Annotated in this window: 17 protein-coding genes; 10 read left to right on the top strand and 7 right to left on the bottom strand. The window is 48.5% G+C overall.

Features of this window, described 5'->3' with window-relative positions; translation table 11 throughout:
- Window positions 1-22: 22 nt before the first annotated feature.
- A complete protein-coding gene (locus AB6805_RS22220; protein ID WP_370911643.1) occupies window positions 23-757 on the bottom strand; it encodes a DNA-formamidopyrimidine glycosylase family protein in 735 nt (244 codons plus the stop codon).
- A 52-nt stretch (window positions 758-809) separates the two neighbouring features.
- Here AB6805_RS22220 and AB6805_RS22225 point away from each other — a divergent pair, with 52 nt between their 5' ends.
- The gene (locus AB6805_RS22225; protein ID WP_370911644.1) at window positions 810-1,415 is read left to right on the top strand and encodes an alpha-ketoglutarate-dependent dioxygenase AlkB; all 606 of its coding nucleotides are present in this window, start codon (window positions 810-812) and stop codon (window positions 1,413-1,415) included.
- 94 nt (window positions 1,416-1,509) lie between these two features.
- On the top strand, window positions 1,510-2,355 hold the full coding sequence (locus AB6805_RS22230; protein WP_370911645.1) for a protease complex subunit PrcB family protein: 846 nt from the start codon (window positions 1,510-1,512) through the stop codon (window positions 2,353-2,355).
- Between the two features lie 70 nt (window positions 2,356-2,425).
- Here the strand turns inward: AB6805_RS22230 and AB6805_RS22235 are convergent, their stop codons facing one another.
- The gene (locus AB6805_RS22235; protein ID WP_370911646.1) at window positions 2,426-3,274 is read right to left on the bottom strand and encodes an NAD(P)-dependent oxidoreductase; all 849 of its coding nucleotides are present in this window, start codon (window positions 3,272-3,274) and stop codon (window positions 2,426-2,428) included.
- A gap of 29 nt (window positions 3,275-3,303) precedes the next feature.
- On the bottom strand, window positions 3,304-4,746 hold the full coding sequence (locus AB6805_RS22240) for an amidase (protein ID WP_370911647.1): 1,443 nt from the start codon (window positions 4,744-4,746) through the stop codon (window positions 3,304-3,306).
- 88 nt (window positions 4,747-4,834) lie between these two features.
- On the opposite strand from AB6805_RS22240, the gene AB6805_RS22245 reads away from it, so the two are divergent.
- On the top strand, window positions 4,835-5,749 hold the full coding sequence (locus AB6805_RS22245) for an AraC family transcriptional regulator (RefSeq protein ID WP_370911648.1): 915 nt from the start codon (window positions 4,835-4,837) through the stop codon (window positions 5,747-5,749).
- Here AB6805_RS22245 and AB6805_RS22250 read toward each other — a convergent pair.
- A complete protein-coding gene (locus AB6805_RS22250) occupies window positions 5,746-6,108 on the bottom strand; it encodes a winged helix-turn-helix transcriptional regulator (RefSeq protein ID WP_370911649.1) in 363 nt (120 codons plus the stop codon). The genes AB6805_RS22245 and AB6805_RS22250 overlap by 4 nt on opposite strands.
- 125 nt (window positions 6,109-6,233) lie before the next feature.
- Between AB6805_RS22250 and AB6805_RS22255 the strand changes: the two genes are divergently transcribed.
- The 4 genes from AB6805_RS22255 to AB6805_RS22270 all read left to right on the top strand — a co-directional run bounded on the left by AB6805_RS22255 (window position 6,234) and on the right by AB6805_RS22270 (window position 8,739).
- A complete protein-coding gene (locus AB6805_RS22255; protein WP_370911650.1) occupies window positions 6,234-7,028 on the top strand; it encodes an SDR family oxidoreductase in 795 nt (264 codons plus the stop codon).
- 26 nt (window positions 7,029-7,054) lie between these two features.
- The gene (locus tag AB6805_RS22260) at window positions 7,055-7,204 is read left to right on the top strand and encodes a hypothetical protein (RefSeq protein ID WP_370911651.1); all 150 of its coding nucleotides are present in this window, start codon (window positions 7,055-7,057) and stop codon (window positions 7,202-7,204) included.
- Window positions 7,205-7,261: 57 nt separating this feature from the next.
- A complete protein-coding gene (locus AB6805_RS22265) occupies window positions 7,262-8,488 on the top strand; it encodes a PLP-dependent aspartate aminotransferase family protein (RefSeq protein WP_370911652.1) in 1,227 nt (408 codons plus the stop codon).
- 68 nt (window positions 8,489-8,556) lie between these two features.
- A complete protein-coding gene (locus AB6805_RS22270; RefSeq protein ID WP_370911653.1) occupies window positions 8,557-8,739 on the top strand; it encodes a hypothetical protein in 183 nt (60 codons plus the stop codon).
- A 14-nt stretch (window positions 8,740-8,753) separates the two neighbouring features.
- Here the strand turns inward: AB6805_RS22270 and AB6805_RS22275 are convergent, their stop codons facing one another.
- Window positions 8,754-10,079, bottom strand: coding sequence for a GntP family permease (locus AB6805_RS22275; RefSeq protein WP_370911654.1), 1,326 nt, complete (start codon window positions 10,077-10,079; stop codon window positions 8,754-8,756).
- Window positions 10,080-10,248: 169 nt separating this feature from the next.
- Between AB6805_RS22275 and AB6805_RS22280 the strand changes: the two genes are divergently transcribed.
- The 3 genes from AB6805_RS22280 to AB6805_RS22290 all read left to right on the top strand — a co-directional run bounded on the left by AB6805_RS22280 (window position 10,249) and on the right by AB6805_RS22290 (window position 12,722).
- A complete protein-coding gene (locus tag AB6805_RS22280; RefSeq protein ID WP_370911655.1) occupies window positions 10,249-10,779 on the top strand; it encodes an OmpA family protein in 531 nt (176 codons plus the stop codon).
- A 114-nt stretch (window positions 10,780-10,893) separates the two neighbouring features.
- On the top strand, window positions 10,894-12,003 hold the full coding sequence (locus tag AB6805_RS22285; RefSeq protein WP_370911656.1) for a Gfo/Idh/MocA family protein: 1,110 nt from the start codon (window positions 10,894-10,896) through the stop codon (window positions 12,001-12,003).
- 125 nt (window positions 12,004-12,128) lie between these two features.
- The gene (locus AB6805_RS22290; RefSeq protein WP_370911657.1) at window positions 12,129-12,722 is read left to right on the top strand and encodes a porin family protein; all 594 of its coding nucleotides are present in this window, start codon (window positions 12,129-12,131) and stop codon (window positions 12,720-12,722) included.
- Window positions 12,723-12,728: 6 nt separating this feature from the next.
- On the opposite strand, the gene AB6805_RS22295 is transcribed toward AB6805_RS22290, so the two are convergent.
- Window positions 12,729-13,232, bottom strand: a complete 504-nt coding sequence (locus AB6805_RS22295; RefSeq protein ID WP_370911658.1) for a DinB family protein — start codon at window positions 13,230-13,232, stop codon at window positions 12,729-12,731.
- Window positions 13,233-13,379: 147 nt separating this feature from the next.
- Window positions 13,380-14,240: a bifunctional methylenetetrahydrofolate dehydrogenase/methenyltetrahydrofolate cyclohydrolase FolD gene (folD, locus tag AB6805_RS22300; protein WP_370911659.1), complete on the bottom strand. Its 861-nt coding sequence runs from the start codon at window positions 14,238-14,240 to the stop codon at window positions 13,380-13,382.
- Between the last annotated feature and the right edge of the window lie 29 nt (window positions 14,241-14,269).

The raw sequence follows: 14,269 nt of genomic DNA on the forward strand, positions 1-14,269 counted from the left end.
TCTATAAAACGTATCATAACACCTACTCATAATGTATCTGGCAGTTGTTACAGAAAAAACTCCGCCGGTTGGTTTTACCCAGGTAGGCTTTGATGAGCGGAATCTCACAACGCGGACAAATCTTTTTCGTATGTGCGAGCCAGTGTTTCTTCAGTACAAAAGCTTTCTTCCATTCAAGAAAGTCGTAGCTGTATTGCACGGCCTCCTTTATAAGCTCTTTCTTCTTTTTCAACGGCAGCTTTCCCACTAAACTTTGCGGATGCACGCGGATACGGAACAACACTTCATTTTTGATAATATTCCCTACGCCGGCAAAAATATCCTGGTTTAGCAGGGCATCACAAACCAGGGCATCGGGGATCTTTTTAAGTTTAGCCATTGCCTTTGCTGCATCCCAGCTTTCATTCAGCACGTCGGCGCTCCAGTCGTATACTTCATCCAATGGCTCCTCTATGATCCGGATGGAAGAGGTATAAAAATTCAGTTCCCCTTTGGCAAACTGCAGATGCAAACGGGCAGGCATATCCTTGGTTTCATTGATCCGGTAGGTGCCAAACATCAGGAAATGAATGCGCACCGCAAAGCCCGGAAAACAGATCAGGAAATGTTTGCCCCAGCTTTTAAAAGCAATGATCTTTTTCCCTGTCATCCGGCTGAAATCAATTGTTTTGGAATTGCCGGAGGCCACAAGCACCTTCTTCCCGGTAAAGCGGGCTGCCTCTTCTTTCAATATAACTATGGAAGGTCCTTCTGGCATAAAATTGATGTAAATTTATCTACCGTTAACCGTACTAAATTATGTGCCGTATATGTCGCAGTTAAGTTTTTTTGATGACAACGAAAGCCTGCGTTTCCCGGAGAACCTGCTGGAATATTATCCGCATTTCCTGGAAGCAGGGCCGGCACTGGCACTGATGAACGAGCTGATAGCCACGGCGCCATGGAAACAAACCACGCTCACCATCAAAGACAAAGTACTGCTTACCCCGCGGCTTACCGCCTGGTATGGCGATGCACAGAAAAGTTACCGGCTGTCGGAAAAACAACTGCACCCATTTCCGTGGACACCTGCGCTGAGTGCGTTACGGGAAAAGGTGGAAGCCTTTACCCATATGCACTTCAACAGCGTATTACTGAATTACTACCGCGATGGAAATGACTCCGTAGCCTGGCACAGCGATAATGAAAAGGAACTGGGACAACATCCCAATATTGCTTCCCTGAGCCTTGGACAGGCGAGGAGCTTTGATTTCAGGAATAAAAAAGATCATCAGCAGAAGTATTCACTTAAATTGGGCAACGGCTCCTTATTAATTATGAAAGGAGACCTGCAGCATCATTGGGAACACCGTATCCCGAAATCAGCCCGGCCCCTGCAACCAAGAATAAACCTCACCTTCCGGATTATTTATTAGGTGGTATTATTACACAGTTGAGGAATAATGTCACACCCGTTTATCGCATCTTGTTACAAATGCCTACTTTCGCAGTACGTTAAACACCTGTTTTATGAATCTATACACGGCAGTAGCATTACCGTTATTCCTTTTGACCCTGCATCCCCGGGATGTACACAGCAAAGACAAAGCTAACACGGAATTTTCGGCTCCAAAGCCCCAGTCACGGATCTCTATCGGCAAGGGTATTGATCTTATTGTAAAAGGACTCGGACTGAACATCGATAACGTCCGTTTTATTAAAGCGCCCAAAGCCACTGATTATTTTAAGAAGGCCAACGATAAAGCATCGTATGCACCTTCGCTCATCATTGCAGCCGTCAACGGTCTGGAGTCGCTGCGCGATGTAAACCCGGAATCACCGGCTACCCGCGAGCAGTTTGCCCTGGCGCTGTATGAAGCAATCCAGTCGACCGGCCAGTATCCCGTGAACATGATGTTTATCAACATCAAAGATGAAAAGTCTTTTGTAAGCGGAGGTATGAATGCCGTGCAAACATTGATCAAGTTTAATGTAGTAGCACTGGAAAATGGCAACTACCGCCCGAAGGCATATATCACCAAAACAGAAGCTTCCGCAATGGTGAAGAAAGCGGCCGCATTTATTCAATCGCATAAAAGCGCCGCAGCAGAACATAACGGAAAAGAAACGGCGGGCTTTACTTCCACACCGGTGAATGATAAAGTGAACAGCATCGTTATCACTGCGGAAAACCAGCCTACGTCCGGCTATTCGGTTAAAGTAACCAGTATCGTTTTTACAGAAGCAGGCGAAGCAGAGATCCATTATAAACTCACTGCCCCGGCTTCCGGCAGCATCAACCTGCAGGTAATCACCTCACCAACAGCAGAAACATTTGTACCTGCCGGGTATAAAGTAGTATTGAAACAAGACTGATAAAATATCACTATAAAAAAAGCGGGCATTTCATATCTGAGATGCCCGCTTTTTTTATGATATTTTTTTTTCAGATGCTATCCTTGCCTATCACGGTCCAGTCGTTATTGCCATGTCCCTTTTCAATCCAACGGTCCATTTCAGCGGCAATAGCCGGCAACACCGCCAGTTTAACATCGCTTTTCTTTGCCGCATCTATAAACAGCTGCGTGTCTTTCCGCGCCATGCTCAGTTCCCAGGAAGGACTGTTGTAGTTACCGGAAGTCATACGCTGTAAACGTGCCGGCAACGCCGCTCCGGGGTTCCAGGAATCAAATAATGTACTTACATCGCCCAAAGGAATGTCCAGTGCTTTGGCAAGCGACAGGGTATCAGCAAGACCGGCAGTGAGTCCTACCAGGAAGCTGTTCCCGATGAGCTTCATGGCCGCAGCCTTACCGGGTGTATCGCCGAAATTGATCACTTTCCCTGTCATTTTGGAGAGTGCCGGCTCCCAGGTGCTGATCACTGCCTGATCGCCGGAAACCAGCATGTAACCGGTGCTGTCCAGCGCATTTGCCGGACCCATAAATACCGGTGCATGCAGGTAAGTAAAACCGCGTTCTTTCCATTCTTTTGTTCTGGCAGCTGCGCCTTCGGCGGAAGTGGTGGTATGATCAATGATCACCGCTCCCGGTTTGAGTGCAGCGGCAGCTGCTGCCAATACTTCATTTACAGTATGATCATCTTTTAAGGTAAGATGAATGCGGTCTGCACCTTGTACCGCAGCGGTTACCTCAGGAAATACTTTGGCGCCGTATGCTTCCAGCGCAGTCGCTTTCGACGCGGTACGGTTCCATACCTGTACCTGTTCACCCTTGCCGATCAATGCCCTTACGAAATTTGACCCCAGGAGGCCCATGCCTAAGAATGCTATCATAACCTTTTTTTTCCGAAGGTAGCAAAAAGTTAAAAAGTGTTACCTGCATATACGGCCGGTTTACGTGCACCCCACGGCGCCGCGGCTTCCAGCTGTGCTGCCAGCCGGAGCAGCAACGCATCGTTACCTGTTTTGGCCGAAAAGGTAATGCCTACAGGCAGGCCATTATCTCCCATACCCAATGGTAAACTGATGGCCGGCACGCCCGCGATATTGAATACCTGCCCAAAGGGAGCAACGGCACAAACTTCCTGCACCCAGCTATGCCAGTCGATGTCCGCGGCATTGCCGTTCATACTGCCAACTAACGGCGCCTGTATAGCGGTAGAAGGGGTGATCATAATATCGTATTCTTCGTAGAAGTTACCAGCTGCCCTTGACACGGTATTGCTGAATTCTACCGCCCTTATGAGGTCTGCGGCGGACAATGCCTGTCCTGCCTGGTAGCCGCTCAGCGTACTGGTTTCCAGCGTTTGCAGGGAAATGTTGCGTTGCATGGTATGTGATACCTGTGTGATGCCATAAAACGTATAGGCGCCCCAGATAGTCTTTATGCAATCCAGGAGTTGCGTTGCTTCCAGGTCGAAGTGTTGCTCTTCCACCCGGTGTCCCAGCGATGCGCATAGCGCTGCTGCGGCTTTTACGGCATTCACCATAACCTGGTCAACGCTTCCGGGCAGCCATGGTTGGAGGTTGAAGGCGATGTTTAATACAGGCAGGGGCTGTGTCAGCGCGGCCATGTAGGAGGCTTCCGGTGGTGTGTAATAGAACTCGCCGGGCGCGGGGCCGGCAGTGGCATCCAGGGCAGCAGCGGAATCGCGCACACTGCGCGTGAGCACATGCTGCACCGCCAACCCAAAAAAGGATTGTCCCCGGTCCGGTCCTACGGGGTTGAGATTGCGGCTGGGCTTTAGTCCTACCAGCCCGTTAAATGCAGCCGGTATGCGGATAGATCCCGCCAGGTCCGTAGCGTGCGCCATGGGGACCATACCAGCCGCCACCGCTGCTGCGGAGCCACCGGATGATCCACCGGGGGAATAGCCGGTATTCCAGGGATTGCGGGTAATGCCGGATGCCAGCGATGCCGTGTCGGTAGACCCGCCAAATTCCGGCGTGGTGGTACGGCCCATGATGAGCAAGCCGGCTGCTTTGTAGCGTTTTACCAGTTCGGTATCATGGGGAGCCTTCATACCTTTGGCAATGCGGCTTCCCATTTCGTAATACTGGCCCGCTTCAAAGGCCGCTAGGTCTTTCAGTAAAAAGGGGACGCCCGCAAAAGCGCCGCTACCCGTATTTTCCGGCAAATGTGCTGCCCGGTCAGGGTACACTTCTACCACGGCATTTAATACCGGGTTCAACTGTTGAATGGCGGCCAGCGCACATTCCGCCACCTCTTTCCGGCTCACCTGTTTTTCTTTGATCAGTGCTGCCAATCCTGTGGCATCATAGCCGGCGTATTCAGATAAATGCATATTTCCTGTTTTTTGTTATAGCAAAATTATACCCGGTGGATGGGTTGTTTTAGGTATGATTTTGCCATTATTAGGTATATTTACACTTATGAAAGAGAACCTGCATTATCCGTTTGAAATCATTTATAAGGAGCTGGAAGTAGGTGAAGAGAAGCGGCGGACGAGTAATTTTTTTGAGCTCATTTATATCATGGAAGGCACGGGTCAGGAGACCATCAATCAGCAAACATTTAATTATGTGCCGGGGCGCCTGCTGCTCATCACACCTGAAGACCTGACCACCTTTCATATCACTACGCCCACGAAGATGTTGTTGATCTGCTTTAATGATATCTACATCAGGTCGGCCGCTTTTTCGGGTAATGAACGGGAGCGGGAAGCCTGGATCAAACGGCTGGAATTTATCCTGCAACACGCCAACCACGAACCCGGTTGTGTGCTGCCAAACCAGCCACATAAAATGCTGGCAAAAACAATGGTGGAAACGCTGGTAACCGAATACCAGCACTGTGATCTGTACAGCAAAGAATTGATTCAGCAGATGGTGAACAGCCTTATCATCCTCGTGGCCCGGTCCATTGCACAAAGGCTCCCTGATAAATTTACCCCGGTAGCCGATAAGAAAACGCTCGACATCTTCCAATACATCCACGAGCATATCTATGAGCCGGAACAATTAAAGGTGAGCGCCATCTGCCAGTATTTTAATATCTCCCCCAATTATCTCGGTAAATTCTTTAAAAAACAGGCCGACGAAACGCTGCAGCAATATATCCAGCATTATAAAATAAAGATGGTGGAAACACGCTTACTCCACAGTGATATGCGGATCAATGAAATTGTAAATGAATTAGGGTTTACAGATGAAAGCCATTTAAACAGGCTTTTTAAAAGATATAAAGGGATGAGTGCTTCCATGTACCGGAAAACAATGTGGAATGCAGATATCAGCGCGTTTACAAAAAACAAAACAATAGTGACGGACCAGCAGCGAGGCGCTTAATTTTTCAGATCTCCCTGAAGGATCGCTTCTTTCAATACTTCTTCATGTTCATCTGCCCATTCTCCCAAAATTTTTATTACTGGAATGAGGGATGCGCCCAGCTTAGTAAGGCTATACTCCACCTTCGGCGGGGCCTGTGCAAACACTATCTTCGACACCAGGCCATGCTTTTCCATTTCGTTGAGCTGGATGTTCAATACCCGGCGTGTAGCATCCGGAATCTTCCGCTGTAGCTCACTCGGGCGCTTATGCCCTTCATGGATGAAATACAGCAGGCGCACTTTCCATTTACCGTAGAGCACTTCGCCCACGAGGTCGAGACCGCAATTCAGTGTAATGGGTAGTTTTTTTACATACATGGTTCAAAAGTACTTTATTGTTCTTAAACGGGCTATAGGGATAAATTCCACCCAATGCGAATCGTTTTTCCGTTATTGTCCGGCATGGATGATTGACGGAATTTTGCTGAAAATAATAATAACAGATGGAACCAAGATTAAGTTTTGATAACGAACTATCCGGTAAAACAGCCCTGGTTACAGGCGGTACAAAGGGAGCAGGAAAAGCCATTGCAACACGACTGGCCAATGCCGGTGCAAAAGTGATCATTACTGCCAGAACAAAGCCGGCAGACACCCACCCGGCATTTCATTTTATAGGCGCTGATCTGAGCACTCCTGCAGGCATTACCACCGTAGCAAACGAAATAAAGGAAAACTATGGCGGCGTAAACATCCTGGTTAATAACATGGGCGGTTCGGAAAGTCCCGGTGGCGGCTTTGAGGTATTAACGGATCATCATTGGGATGCCACCCTCCAGGCCAACCTGCTGGCGCCGGTGCGGCTGGACAGGGCGCTGTTGCCTTACATGCTTGCACAAGGCACTGGTGTAATTATTCATATTGCTTCCATACAAGGCACTATGCCGCTGTATGATTCCACGCTGCCCTACGCAGCCGCCAAGGCTGCATTGATTAATTACAGCAAGGGCTTGTCCAACGAAGTGGCGCCGAAAGGAGTGAGGGTACTCACCGTATCGCCCGGCTTTATCCAAACCACCGCCGCCGATAAAATGATTCAGGAAATGGCCGACCGTGCCAGCAGCAGCTTTAATGATGCCTTACAGCAACTCATGCAGTTCCTCGGCGGCATTCCCATGGGGCGCCCCGCCAAGCCGGAAGAAGTTGCGGACCTTGTCGGCTTCCTCGTTTCCCCGCGTGCAGGATATTTAACCGGCACACAATACATCATCGATGGCGGCACCATCCCCACCACATAAATAAACATAAATAAAAAAACGGGAAGATGAAAATGTCACCATTTCCATCTTCCCAAATCAAAAATCCAACCCAAGCAAATCAAAAATCAAATCAAATCAAATTAAAATCACCCCCATCAAATCAAAATCAAACAGCAACACCAAATCAAAAAAAACAATCAGCAAAATCAGCGTAATCAGCGGGAAAGACAACCTCCGCTGCATTTCTTAGGAGGAAATCATAAATTTACAGCATGAGTCAACACCCGCGTTTTACAGAAATGGCCTCCGCGGCTATCCATGCAGCCCAATCCGATATGGCCGAACACGCCCACCTGGTACCGGTTTTCGCTACCGCTACCTTTACATTCGATAATGCACAGCAGGGCATGGACCGTTTTAAAGGTACCGCCCCCGGCTATATTTATTCCCGGTTTGGCAATCCCACTGTAACAGTAGCAGAAAAGCTGATCGCCGCCCTGGAAGCTTTTGGCGTTACCACGGCAGATGGTGAGCCCCTGCAATTGAAAGCACTGCTGCACGCCAGCGGACAATCCGCTATGGCCAGCATGTTCCTGTCAAATGTAGTAGCCGGACATACCATACTCACGCATTACTCGCTCTATGGCGGCACACACGAGTTCTTATTCGACTTCCTCCCGCAATTTGGCGTGAAGGCACTCATTGCCGATCTGCATGACACTGCCGCCGTAGCTGCCCTGCTGCAACAGGACCCGTCTATAAAAATGATCCATATTGAATCGCCCGCCAATCCATCCATGCGTTGTGTGGATATTGCGGCCATCTGCAAAATAGCCGGCATGCACGGCGTAAAAGTAAGTGTGGATAATACTTTTGCTACGCCCTACCTGCAGCAGCCATTCCGGTATGGGGCCGACTTTGTTTTTCATTCCACCACCAAATTCCTGAACGGTCATGGTACCGCTATTGGCGGTGTGCTCATCGGAAAAGATATTCCCCTGATGCAAACGAAAGTCAATAAAACAGCGAAATTGCTCGGTGGCTGCGCTAATCCGTTCGATACTTTTTTACTGATCCAGGGCATCAAAACACTAGAACTGCGCATGAAGCAACATTGCAGCAATGCGCAAACGGTCGCGGAATTTTTGCATGCGCATCCTGCCGTAGCACAGGTCAATTATAACGGGCTTCCTTCCCACCCGGATTATGCGCTGTCGGCCAAACAAATGCGTCATCCCGGTGCGGTGATGAGCTTTGAACTGAAAGATGGATTTGACGCCGCCGTACGTTTTATTGACCGGCTGCAGATGTGTTTGCGCGCCGTATCATTGGGTGCCGTAGATACATTGGTATCTCACCCGGCATCTATGACGCATTCAGGAATGAAAAAAGAGGACCGTGAGAAAGCGGGGATTTCTGATGGTTTGATCCGAATTAGTGTTGGGCTGGAAAGTGTAGGGGATATTGTAGCGGATCTGAAGCAGGCATTGGAAGGGTAACCATAAAATGATTATCTTTCCAGACGCAGCTTTAAAGCTGGTTATTAAATATTTTAATAATAAATAACATGGGATATATTAAGGAACCGAAGGGTATTAATTTTGTTGTGGATCCTAAGCCTGTTACAGAAAATGATAAGAAATTGATCAGTGAAGTAATTTCTCATTATAAGGCAACAGGAAAGAAGAAACGGGTAGTATCAGGCAAGCCTGCGAGTAAACAAAAGGATAGTAAAAAGCTATCCCATTAGGCGCTTTTTGTCTTTTACACCGCCAGCACCAGCGACAACAAATACACCAATCCCACAGACACCAGCCCCATTACCACTGTACCCGTACTATACACCCGCAACATATCTTTTATCTCCAATCCTGAGAATTTAGAGATCACCCAGAAGTAAGCGTCATTGGTGTGTGAAATCATCATGGACCCTGCACCCATTGCCAGCACACAAAGGATGCGGCCATTAGCCGAATCCAGTCCCATTACCGGCAGCAGCGGTTGCACAATGGCGGCCGCGGCAATCACGGCTACGGTAGACGACCCCTGCGCGGTTTTCAGGAGCGCAGTGATGAGGAAAGGAAGAAATAATCCCAGCGCAGCGATGGACTGGTTCTGCGCAATATGACTACCAATATCTGCTTTTGCGAGGATGGCGCCAAAGGCGCCGCCACCGCCAATAATCACCAGTATGCCTGCCGCTTTTTCAGCGCCTTCCTGCAGGATAGCGCCCATATTATTTTTCAGTTGGGATAACGCCAGCAGGATACCTGCGCTGATCGCCACTTCAGGGATGCCCAGAATAGAGATGGCCTTCAATGCGGGGGAAGGATGCGTTAATTCCAGTCCGCTCAGGGAACGGATGGCAATGAGCAGCACCGGAACAGCGATAGGCAATACAGACATCAGCACAGAGGGGCCACGGGGCGCTTCGGTAGTAATGTCTTCTTCGTTACTAACGCCAACGGCTATCCGCCGGCCGGCGAATACAGACCATAAATAACCTGCCGCCGATACCGGGATGGCAATGAGTAATCCAAACAGCATTACCCTGCCCGTTTCCGCCTGTATAGTGCCGGTGGCGGCAGTGATGCCGGGGTGCGGCGGCATCAGGCAATGAACGGCATACAGGCCGGTGGCCAGTGAAGATGCCATCACCATCATCGGGATGCCCGAACGTTTGGCCAGCGCTTTATTTAATCCGCTTAGTACAATAAACCCTGAGTCGCAGAAAATAGGCATGCCTACCAGGTAGCCGATGATATTCATCGCCAGCGCAGAGCGGCCGGTGCCGGTACGGCGCAACACATAGTTGGCCAGCACAGTAGTGCTGCCGGTATGCTCCAGGATCAAACCCAGTGTAGTGCCGAGCACAATGAGCAATCCCAGTGAGCCAATAATATTGCCCATGCCGCTTTTAATACTGCCAAGGATATCCGTTACAGGTAACTGTAAAATTACGCCGGTGAGAACACTTGCCAACAGCAATGCAAAAAAAGCATGCACCCGGAAGCGCGCGGTGAGCAATACAATGAGCGCAATGCCCGCCAGCAATCCCAGCATGCTTTGTATCAAAGGAATGGTATTCATATCTCTCCAAGATAAAAAGAATTACGCAATACCCCGTATAGGTGTTACCGTGGCAGCACGATAGGGTTATAACATTAACGCATATATGTTTTTGTAAATATTACAGATTATTTATGCAACAGCTTGATAATAGCTATTTTACATACCTTTGCAGCTTAATACAGCGGATATGAAAAGAATGTTATTGACCTCACGTTATTGCCTGCTGGCAATAGTGACCATTGTTTTAACGGCTTCGTGCGCATCTTCCCGGAAAAGCGGCAGCCAGCATGCTTATATGAACAAGCAGTATGAAGAGCTGAAAAACACGTTGAATGATGCGGAAGTAAGTATCATCAAAGACAGCCTGAAAGTGATTTTCCCTAACAACGTACTGTTTTCATCGTCTTCCGACCAGGTGAACGAAAGCGTAAAGCCTACCTTCAAACATTTTGCAGAAGTACTCAACAAATACAATAAAACAAAGATCCTGATCACCGGTCATACGGATAACACCGGCGCGGCGGAATACAACCGTGATTTGTCAGAACGCCGTGCAACAGGCGCCAAACAATTACTCAATAGTTTTGAGGTGAGCAACGACCGTATGTTCACCTGGGGATTGTCTGACCGCGATCCTGTTGCCACCAACGATACAGAAGCAGGAAAGGCAAGGAACAGGAGAGTGGAGTTTGTCATTTTGTATGATGTAAAGAATTGATTTTTTTATAAAGATAGCCAGCCGCTCCGTCGCCCGGAGGGGCTTTTTTTTTGATATAATTTCCTGGATAAATTTTGTATTATTAAGGAATCAATGAAACCCAAATCTCCCGTCATGAATACTCGTCGTGATTTTATACAGAAAATTGCCGCCTCCGCTATGGTACTGCCCCTGATGCCGCTTGCCGGCTGGGCAAAAGATCTCCATCACTATGATGGCCCGGTATTACGTGTAGCCATTATGGGATTAGGCAGTTATGGCAACCGGGTGGCAGAAGCCATGCAGGCCTGCGTAAAGGCAAAACTGGTAGGCGTGGTCAGCGGCACCCCCGCTAAAATAAAAGACTGGCAGAGCCGGTTCTCCATCCCCGACAAGAACTGTTATAATTACGAAAACTTCGACCGAATAAAAGATAACAAAGACATTGATGCGGTATATATCACCACACCCAATGCACTGCATCACGACCAGGCCATCCGCCTGGCTGCGGCAGGTAAACATGTGATCTGCGAAAAGCCAATGGCGCTGAATGCTAAACAGGGCCAGGAAATGATTGCCGCCTGTAAAAAAGCAAACGTAAAGTTGCTGGTGGGATACCGCATGCATTTTGAAGCCAAAACACTGGAAGTTATCCGCATGCGCAAAAACGGCGACTTCGGAAAAATCATGTTCTTCCAGGGGCAATGCGGTTTCCGTATCGGCGACCCCTCGCAGTGGCGCCTCAATAAAGAACTGGCCGGCGGCGGTTCCTTAATGGATATAGGCATCTACGCTATCAACGGCTCCCGGTATATGACCGGCGAAGACCCCATATGGGTAACAGCCCAGGAAACCAAAACCGACCCCGTGAAATTTAAAGAAGGCGTGGATGAAACCATCCAATTCCAGCTGGGCTTTCCCAGTGGCGCCGTAGCGTCGTGCCTGTCTACTTACAACATGAACTACCTCGACCGCTTTTACCTCACCGGCGAAAAAGGATTTGCTGAGATGCAGCCTTCCACCGGCTACGGCCCCATCCGCGGGCGCACCAATAAAGGAGAACTTACCCAGCCACACGTTACCCATCAAACCGTGCAAATGGAAGAAATGGCAGGCATTATCCTGGATGGAAAACAACCGGTGGTAGCTGTAGACGGAGAAGAGGCCCTGAAAGACCTGAAAATTATTGACGCCATCTATCACGCTGTTAAAACCGGGCAGAAAGTAGACCTTAAACTGTCATAACCCCAAACGATCTGCCGAGGAAATATCCCGCATGATAGTGAAAAACAGCAGGATCATCTATTAGTGGTCCGGGCGCAGCAATTCGCATCTGATCAATTCGTTTCTTTATGCTAAAATCATCAGCTATGAAAAAACGATTACTGTCAGTATTGTTGCTGGTTTGCCTTGCTGCCGCGGCCAGCGCACAGGGACTGCATTACGGTATCAAGGCAGACCTGAACATGTTTAAACTGGATGGGGCAGGCATTAAATCAAATTATACACTGGGCGGAAGATTAGGTGTATACGCCGAATATGATTTTACAAAAAAATGGGGCCTGCAACCGGAACTCCTGTTCTCGCAGGTGGGACCCAAACGTGACGATGATTTCGGTGCAAAATATATTTCTGCCGGCAACGACAACGCCAATAAAAGCATTAAACTCAGCTATATAACCTTGCCCCTGTTATTGCGTTACAACGTGAATAAGTTAATTACTATCAACGCCGGACCGCAATACAGCTACCTGTTTTATGCTAACGAAAACCTCCTTAACTACAACCGTAATGCTTTTAAGCGCAGCGATCTGGGAGTGGCTGCCGGCGCCACATTGAACTTCGACATACTGCACGTATACGCACGCTATGTACTCGGCCTTACGAATGTAAATGACATTGATGACCGCTACCAGTGGAAAACAAGCCAGGTACAGATCGGCATCGGTGTAAATATAAAGTAAACCGCTTTACGCCTTTACTACGGTATCGTATATACGTTGTAACTGGTGTATATGTCTTTGCGTATGAATATTGATAAACTGTATCCACTCCAGCCGGGTAAAAGGTCCGAAGCCAGGCACTTCAAAGTCGGTGCATTCTTCTGTAAGGTTAACAGTATTGGCGGCAGTGGTTAATTTATGCCAGGCGGCAGCGGTATCTTCCAGTACAGCTTCTTTCGGCATATAACCTTCTTCCGGTACAATCATGTCCGGCGACTTCATCTTAATATCGAAGTTCAGGAACAGCGATTTTACGGCGGGTATTTTTTCATCCGGTTGACGGTCGGTAGGTACCGCCTCGCCATACAAGATGCCACAGTCGCCGGCTTTGCAAATATGCGACGCCACCTGCGCGGCTGTCCAGCTGCCTTCAAAAGGCACTTTGTTCAGTTGTTCGTCATCAAAGGAAGTAAGCAATTGTTGCAGGGTATCGCCGGTGTTGGTTACTTCGCGGAGCAGTTCTTGTCTCATGATTTTCTTTTTCACAAACTTAGGTGGATATATCGGTATATAACGGGTGTGAAAACGACAATCAGGCGGGCAAAAAAGGACAATAACAGCTGCAGTTATTTCACTACCTGCAGCTGTTATTTGTATTATATTTTTTGGACTCAAATATTATTTCCTGGAAGACCCCAGCTTTCTTTCAGCAGATTCCACTGTTTGGGCAATCAGCTTTGCGATCGTCATAGGTCCAACGCCACCCGGTACCGGCGTGTAGGCCGCCACCCGGTTTGCTAATGGCGCCAGTTCTATATCGCCGATGCCGCCTTTGTGATAACCGGCATCTATTACAACGGCATCATCTTTTATCCATTCCGCTTTTATAAATTCAGGTTTGCCCACTGCGCCTACTATAATGTCTGCCTGTTGGATAAGCTCCCGTAAATTATTGGTCCGCGAATGACAAATAGTTACCGTGGCATTTTCATTCAGCAGCATCATAGCTACCGGTTTGCCGAGGATAGGACTCCGGCCCACTACTACTGCATGCTTACCGGCAACAGGTACCTGGTAATGCTTCAGCAACTCCATAATTCCCGCAGGTGTGGCGCTGCCATAAGCGGGTTCGTTCATCGACATACGGCCAAAACCCAGGCAGGTAACCCCATCTACATCTTTATCGATATGTATTTTATCAAAACAGGCCCGCTCATCGATCTGTGACGGCACCGGGTGTTGCAACAGGATGCCGCAGATCTGGTCGTCGTTATTCAGCTTTTTGATAGTGTCCAGCAATTCTTTGGTAGTGGTTTCTTTAGGCAGGTGTACCTTTACCGAGGTCATGCCCACCCGCTCACACGCATTCCCTTTCATTTTCACATATACTTCCGAAGAAGGATCATCACCCACCAGGATGGTAGCCAGAACAGGTACCACACCCGTTTTTTCAATGATGCGCTGCACCCTGACCTTTAATTCTGCTTCCATTTGTTTGGATAAAGCTTTTCCGTCGAGTAGTATTGTTGTTGCTGTCATATTTTGGTGTTTATTTCCGTGTGTTGAGC

It is taken from the genome of Chitinophaga sp. RCC_12 (assembly GCF_041360695.1).
In the GTDB taxonomy this organism is placed as follows: domain Bacteria; phylum Bacteroidota; class Bacteroidia; order Chitinophagales; family Chitinophagaceae; genus Chitinophaga.

What these genes read in the sequence shown, in the direction of transcription:
- AB6805_RS22295 (WP_370911658.1), bottom strand. Translation starts at nt 13,232, where the DNA reads ATGAGACAAGAACTGCTCCGCGAAGTAACCAACACCGGCGATACCCTG.
- AB6805_RS22250 (WP_370911649.1), bottom strand. Translation starts at nt 6,108, where the DNA reads ATGTATGTAAAAAAACTACCCATTACACTGAATTGCGGTCTCGACCTC.
- AB6805_RS22270 (WP_370911653.1), top strand. Translation starts at nt 8,557, where the DNA reads ATGGGATATATTAAGGAACCGAAGGGTATTAATTTTGTTGTGGATCCT.
- AB6805_RS22285 (WP_370911656.1), top strand. Translation starts at nt 10,894, where the DNA reads ATGAATACTCGTCGTGATTTTATACAGAAAATTGCCGCCTCCGCTATG.
- AB6805_RS22235 (WP_370911646.1), bottom strand. Translation starts at nt 3,274, where the DNA reads ATGATAGCATTCTTAGGCATGGGCCTCCTGGGGTCAAATTTCGTAAGG.
- AB6805_RS22245 (WP_370911648.1), top strand. Translation starts at nt 4,835, where the DNA reads ATGAAAGAGAACCTGCATTATCCGTTTGAAATCATTTATAAGGAGCTG.
- AB6805_RS22220 (WP_370911643.1), bottom strand. Translation starts at nt 757, where the DNA reads ATGCCAGAAGGACCTTCCATAGTTATATTGAAAGAAGAGGCAGCCCGC.
- AB6805_RS22240 (WP_370911647.1), bottom strand. Translation starts at nt 4,746, where the DNA reads ATGCATTTATCTGAATACGCCGGCTATGATGCCACAGGATTGGCAGCA.
- AB6805_RS22280 (WP_370911655.1), top strand. Translation starts at nt 10,249, where the DNA reads ATGAAAAGAATGTTATTGACCTCACGTTATTGCCTGCTGGCAATAGTG.
- AB6805_RS22260 (WP_370911651.1), top strand. Translation starts at nt 7,055, where the DNA reads ATGAAAATGTCACCATTTCCATCTTCCCAAATCAAAAATCCAACCCAA.
- AB6805_RS22230 (WP_370911645.1), top strand. Translation starts at nt 1,510, where the DNA reads ATGAATCTATACACGGCAGTAGCATTACCGTTATTCCTTTTGACCCTG.
- AB6805_RS22290 (WP_370911657.1), top strand. Translation starts at nt 12,129, where the DNA reads ATGAAAAAACGATTACTGTCAGTATTGTTGCTGGTTTGCCTTGCTGCC.
- AB6805_RS22275 (WP_370911654.1), bottom strand. Translation starts at nt 10,079, where the DNA reads ATGAATACCATTCCTTTGATACAAAGCATGCTGGGATTGCTGGCGGGC.
- AB6805_RS22265 (WP_370911652.1), top strand. Translation starts at nt 7,262, where the DNA reads ATGAGTCAACACCCGCGTTTTACAGAAATGGCCTCCGCGGCTATCCAT.
- AB6805_RS22225 (WP_370911644.1), top strand. Translation starts at nt 810, where the DNA reads ATGTCGCAGTTAAGTTTTTTTGATGACAACGAAAGCCTGCGTTTCCCG.
- folD (WP_370911659.1), bottom strand. Translation starts at nt 14,240, where the DNA reads ATGACAGCAACAACAATACTACTCGACGGAAAAGCTTTATCCAAACAA.
- AB6805_RS22255 (WP_370911650.1), top strand. Translation starts at nt 6,234, where the DNA reads ATGGAACCAAGATTAAGTTTTGATAACGAACTATCCGGTAAAACAGCC.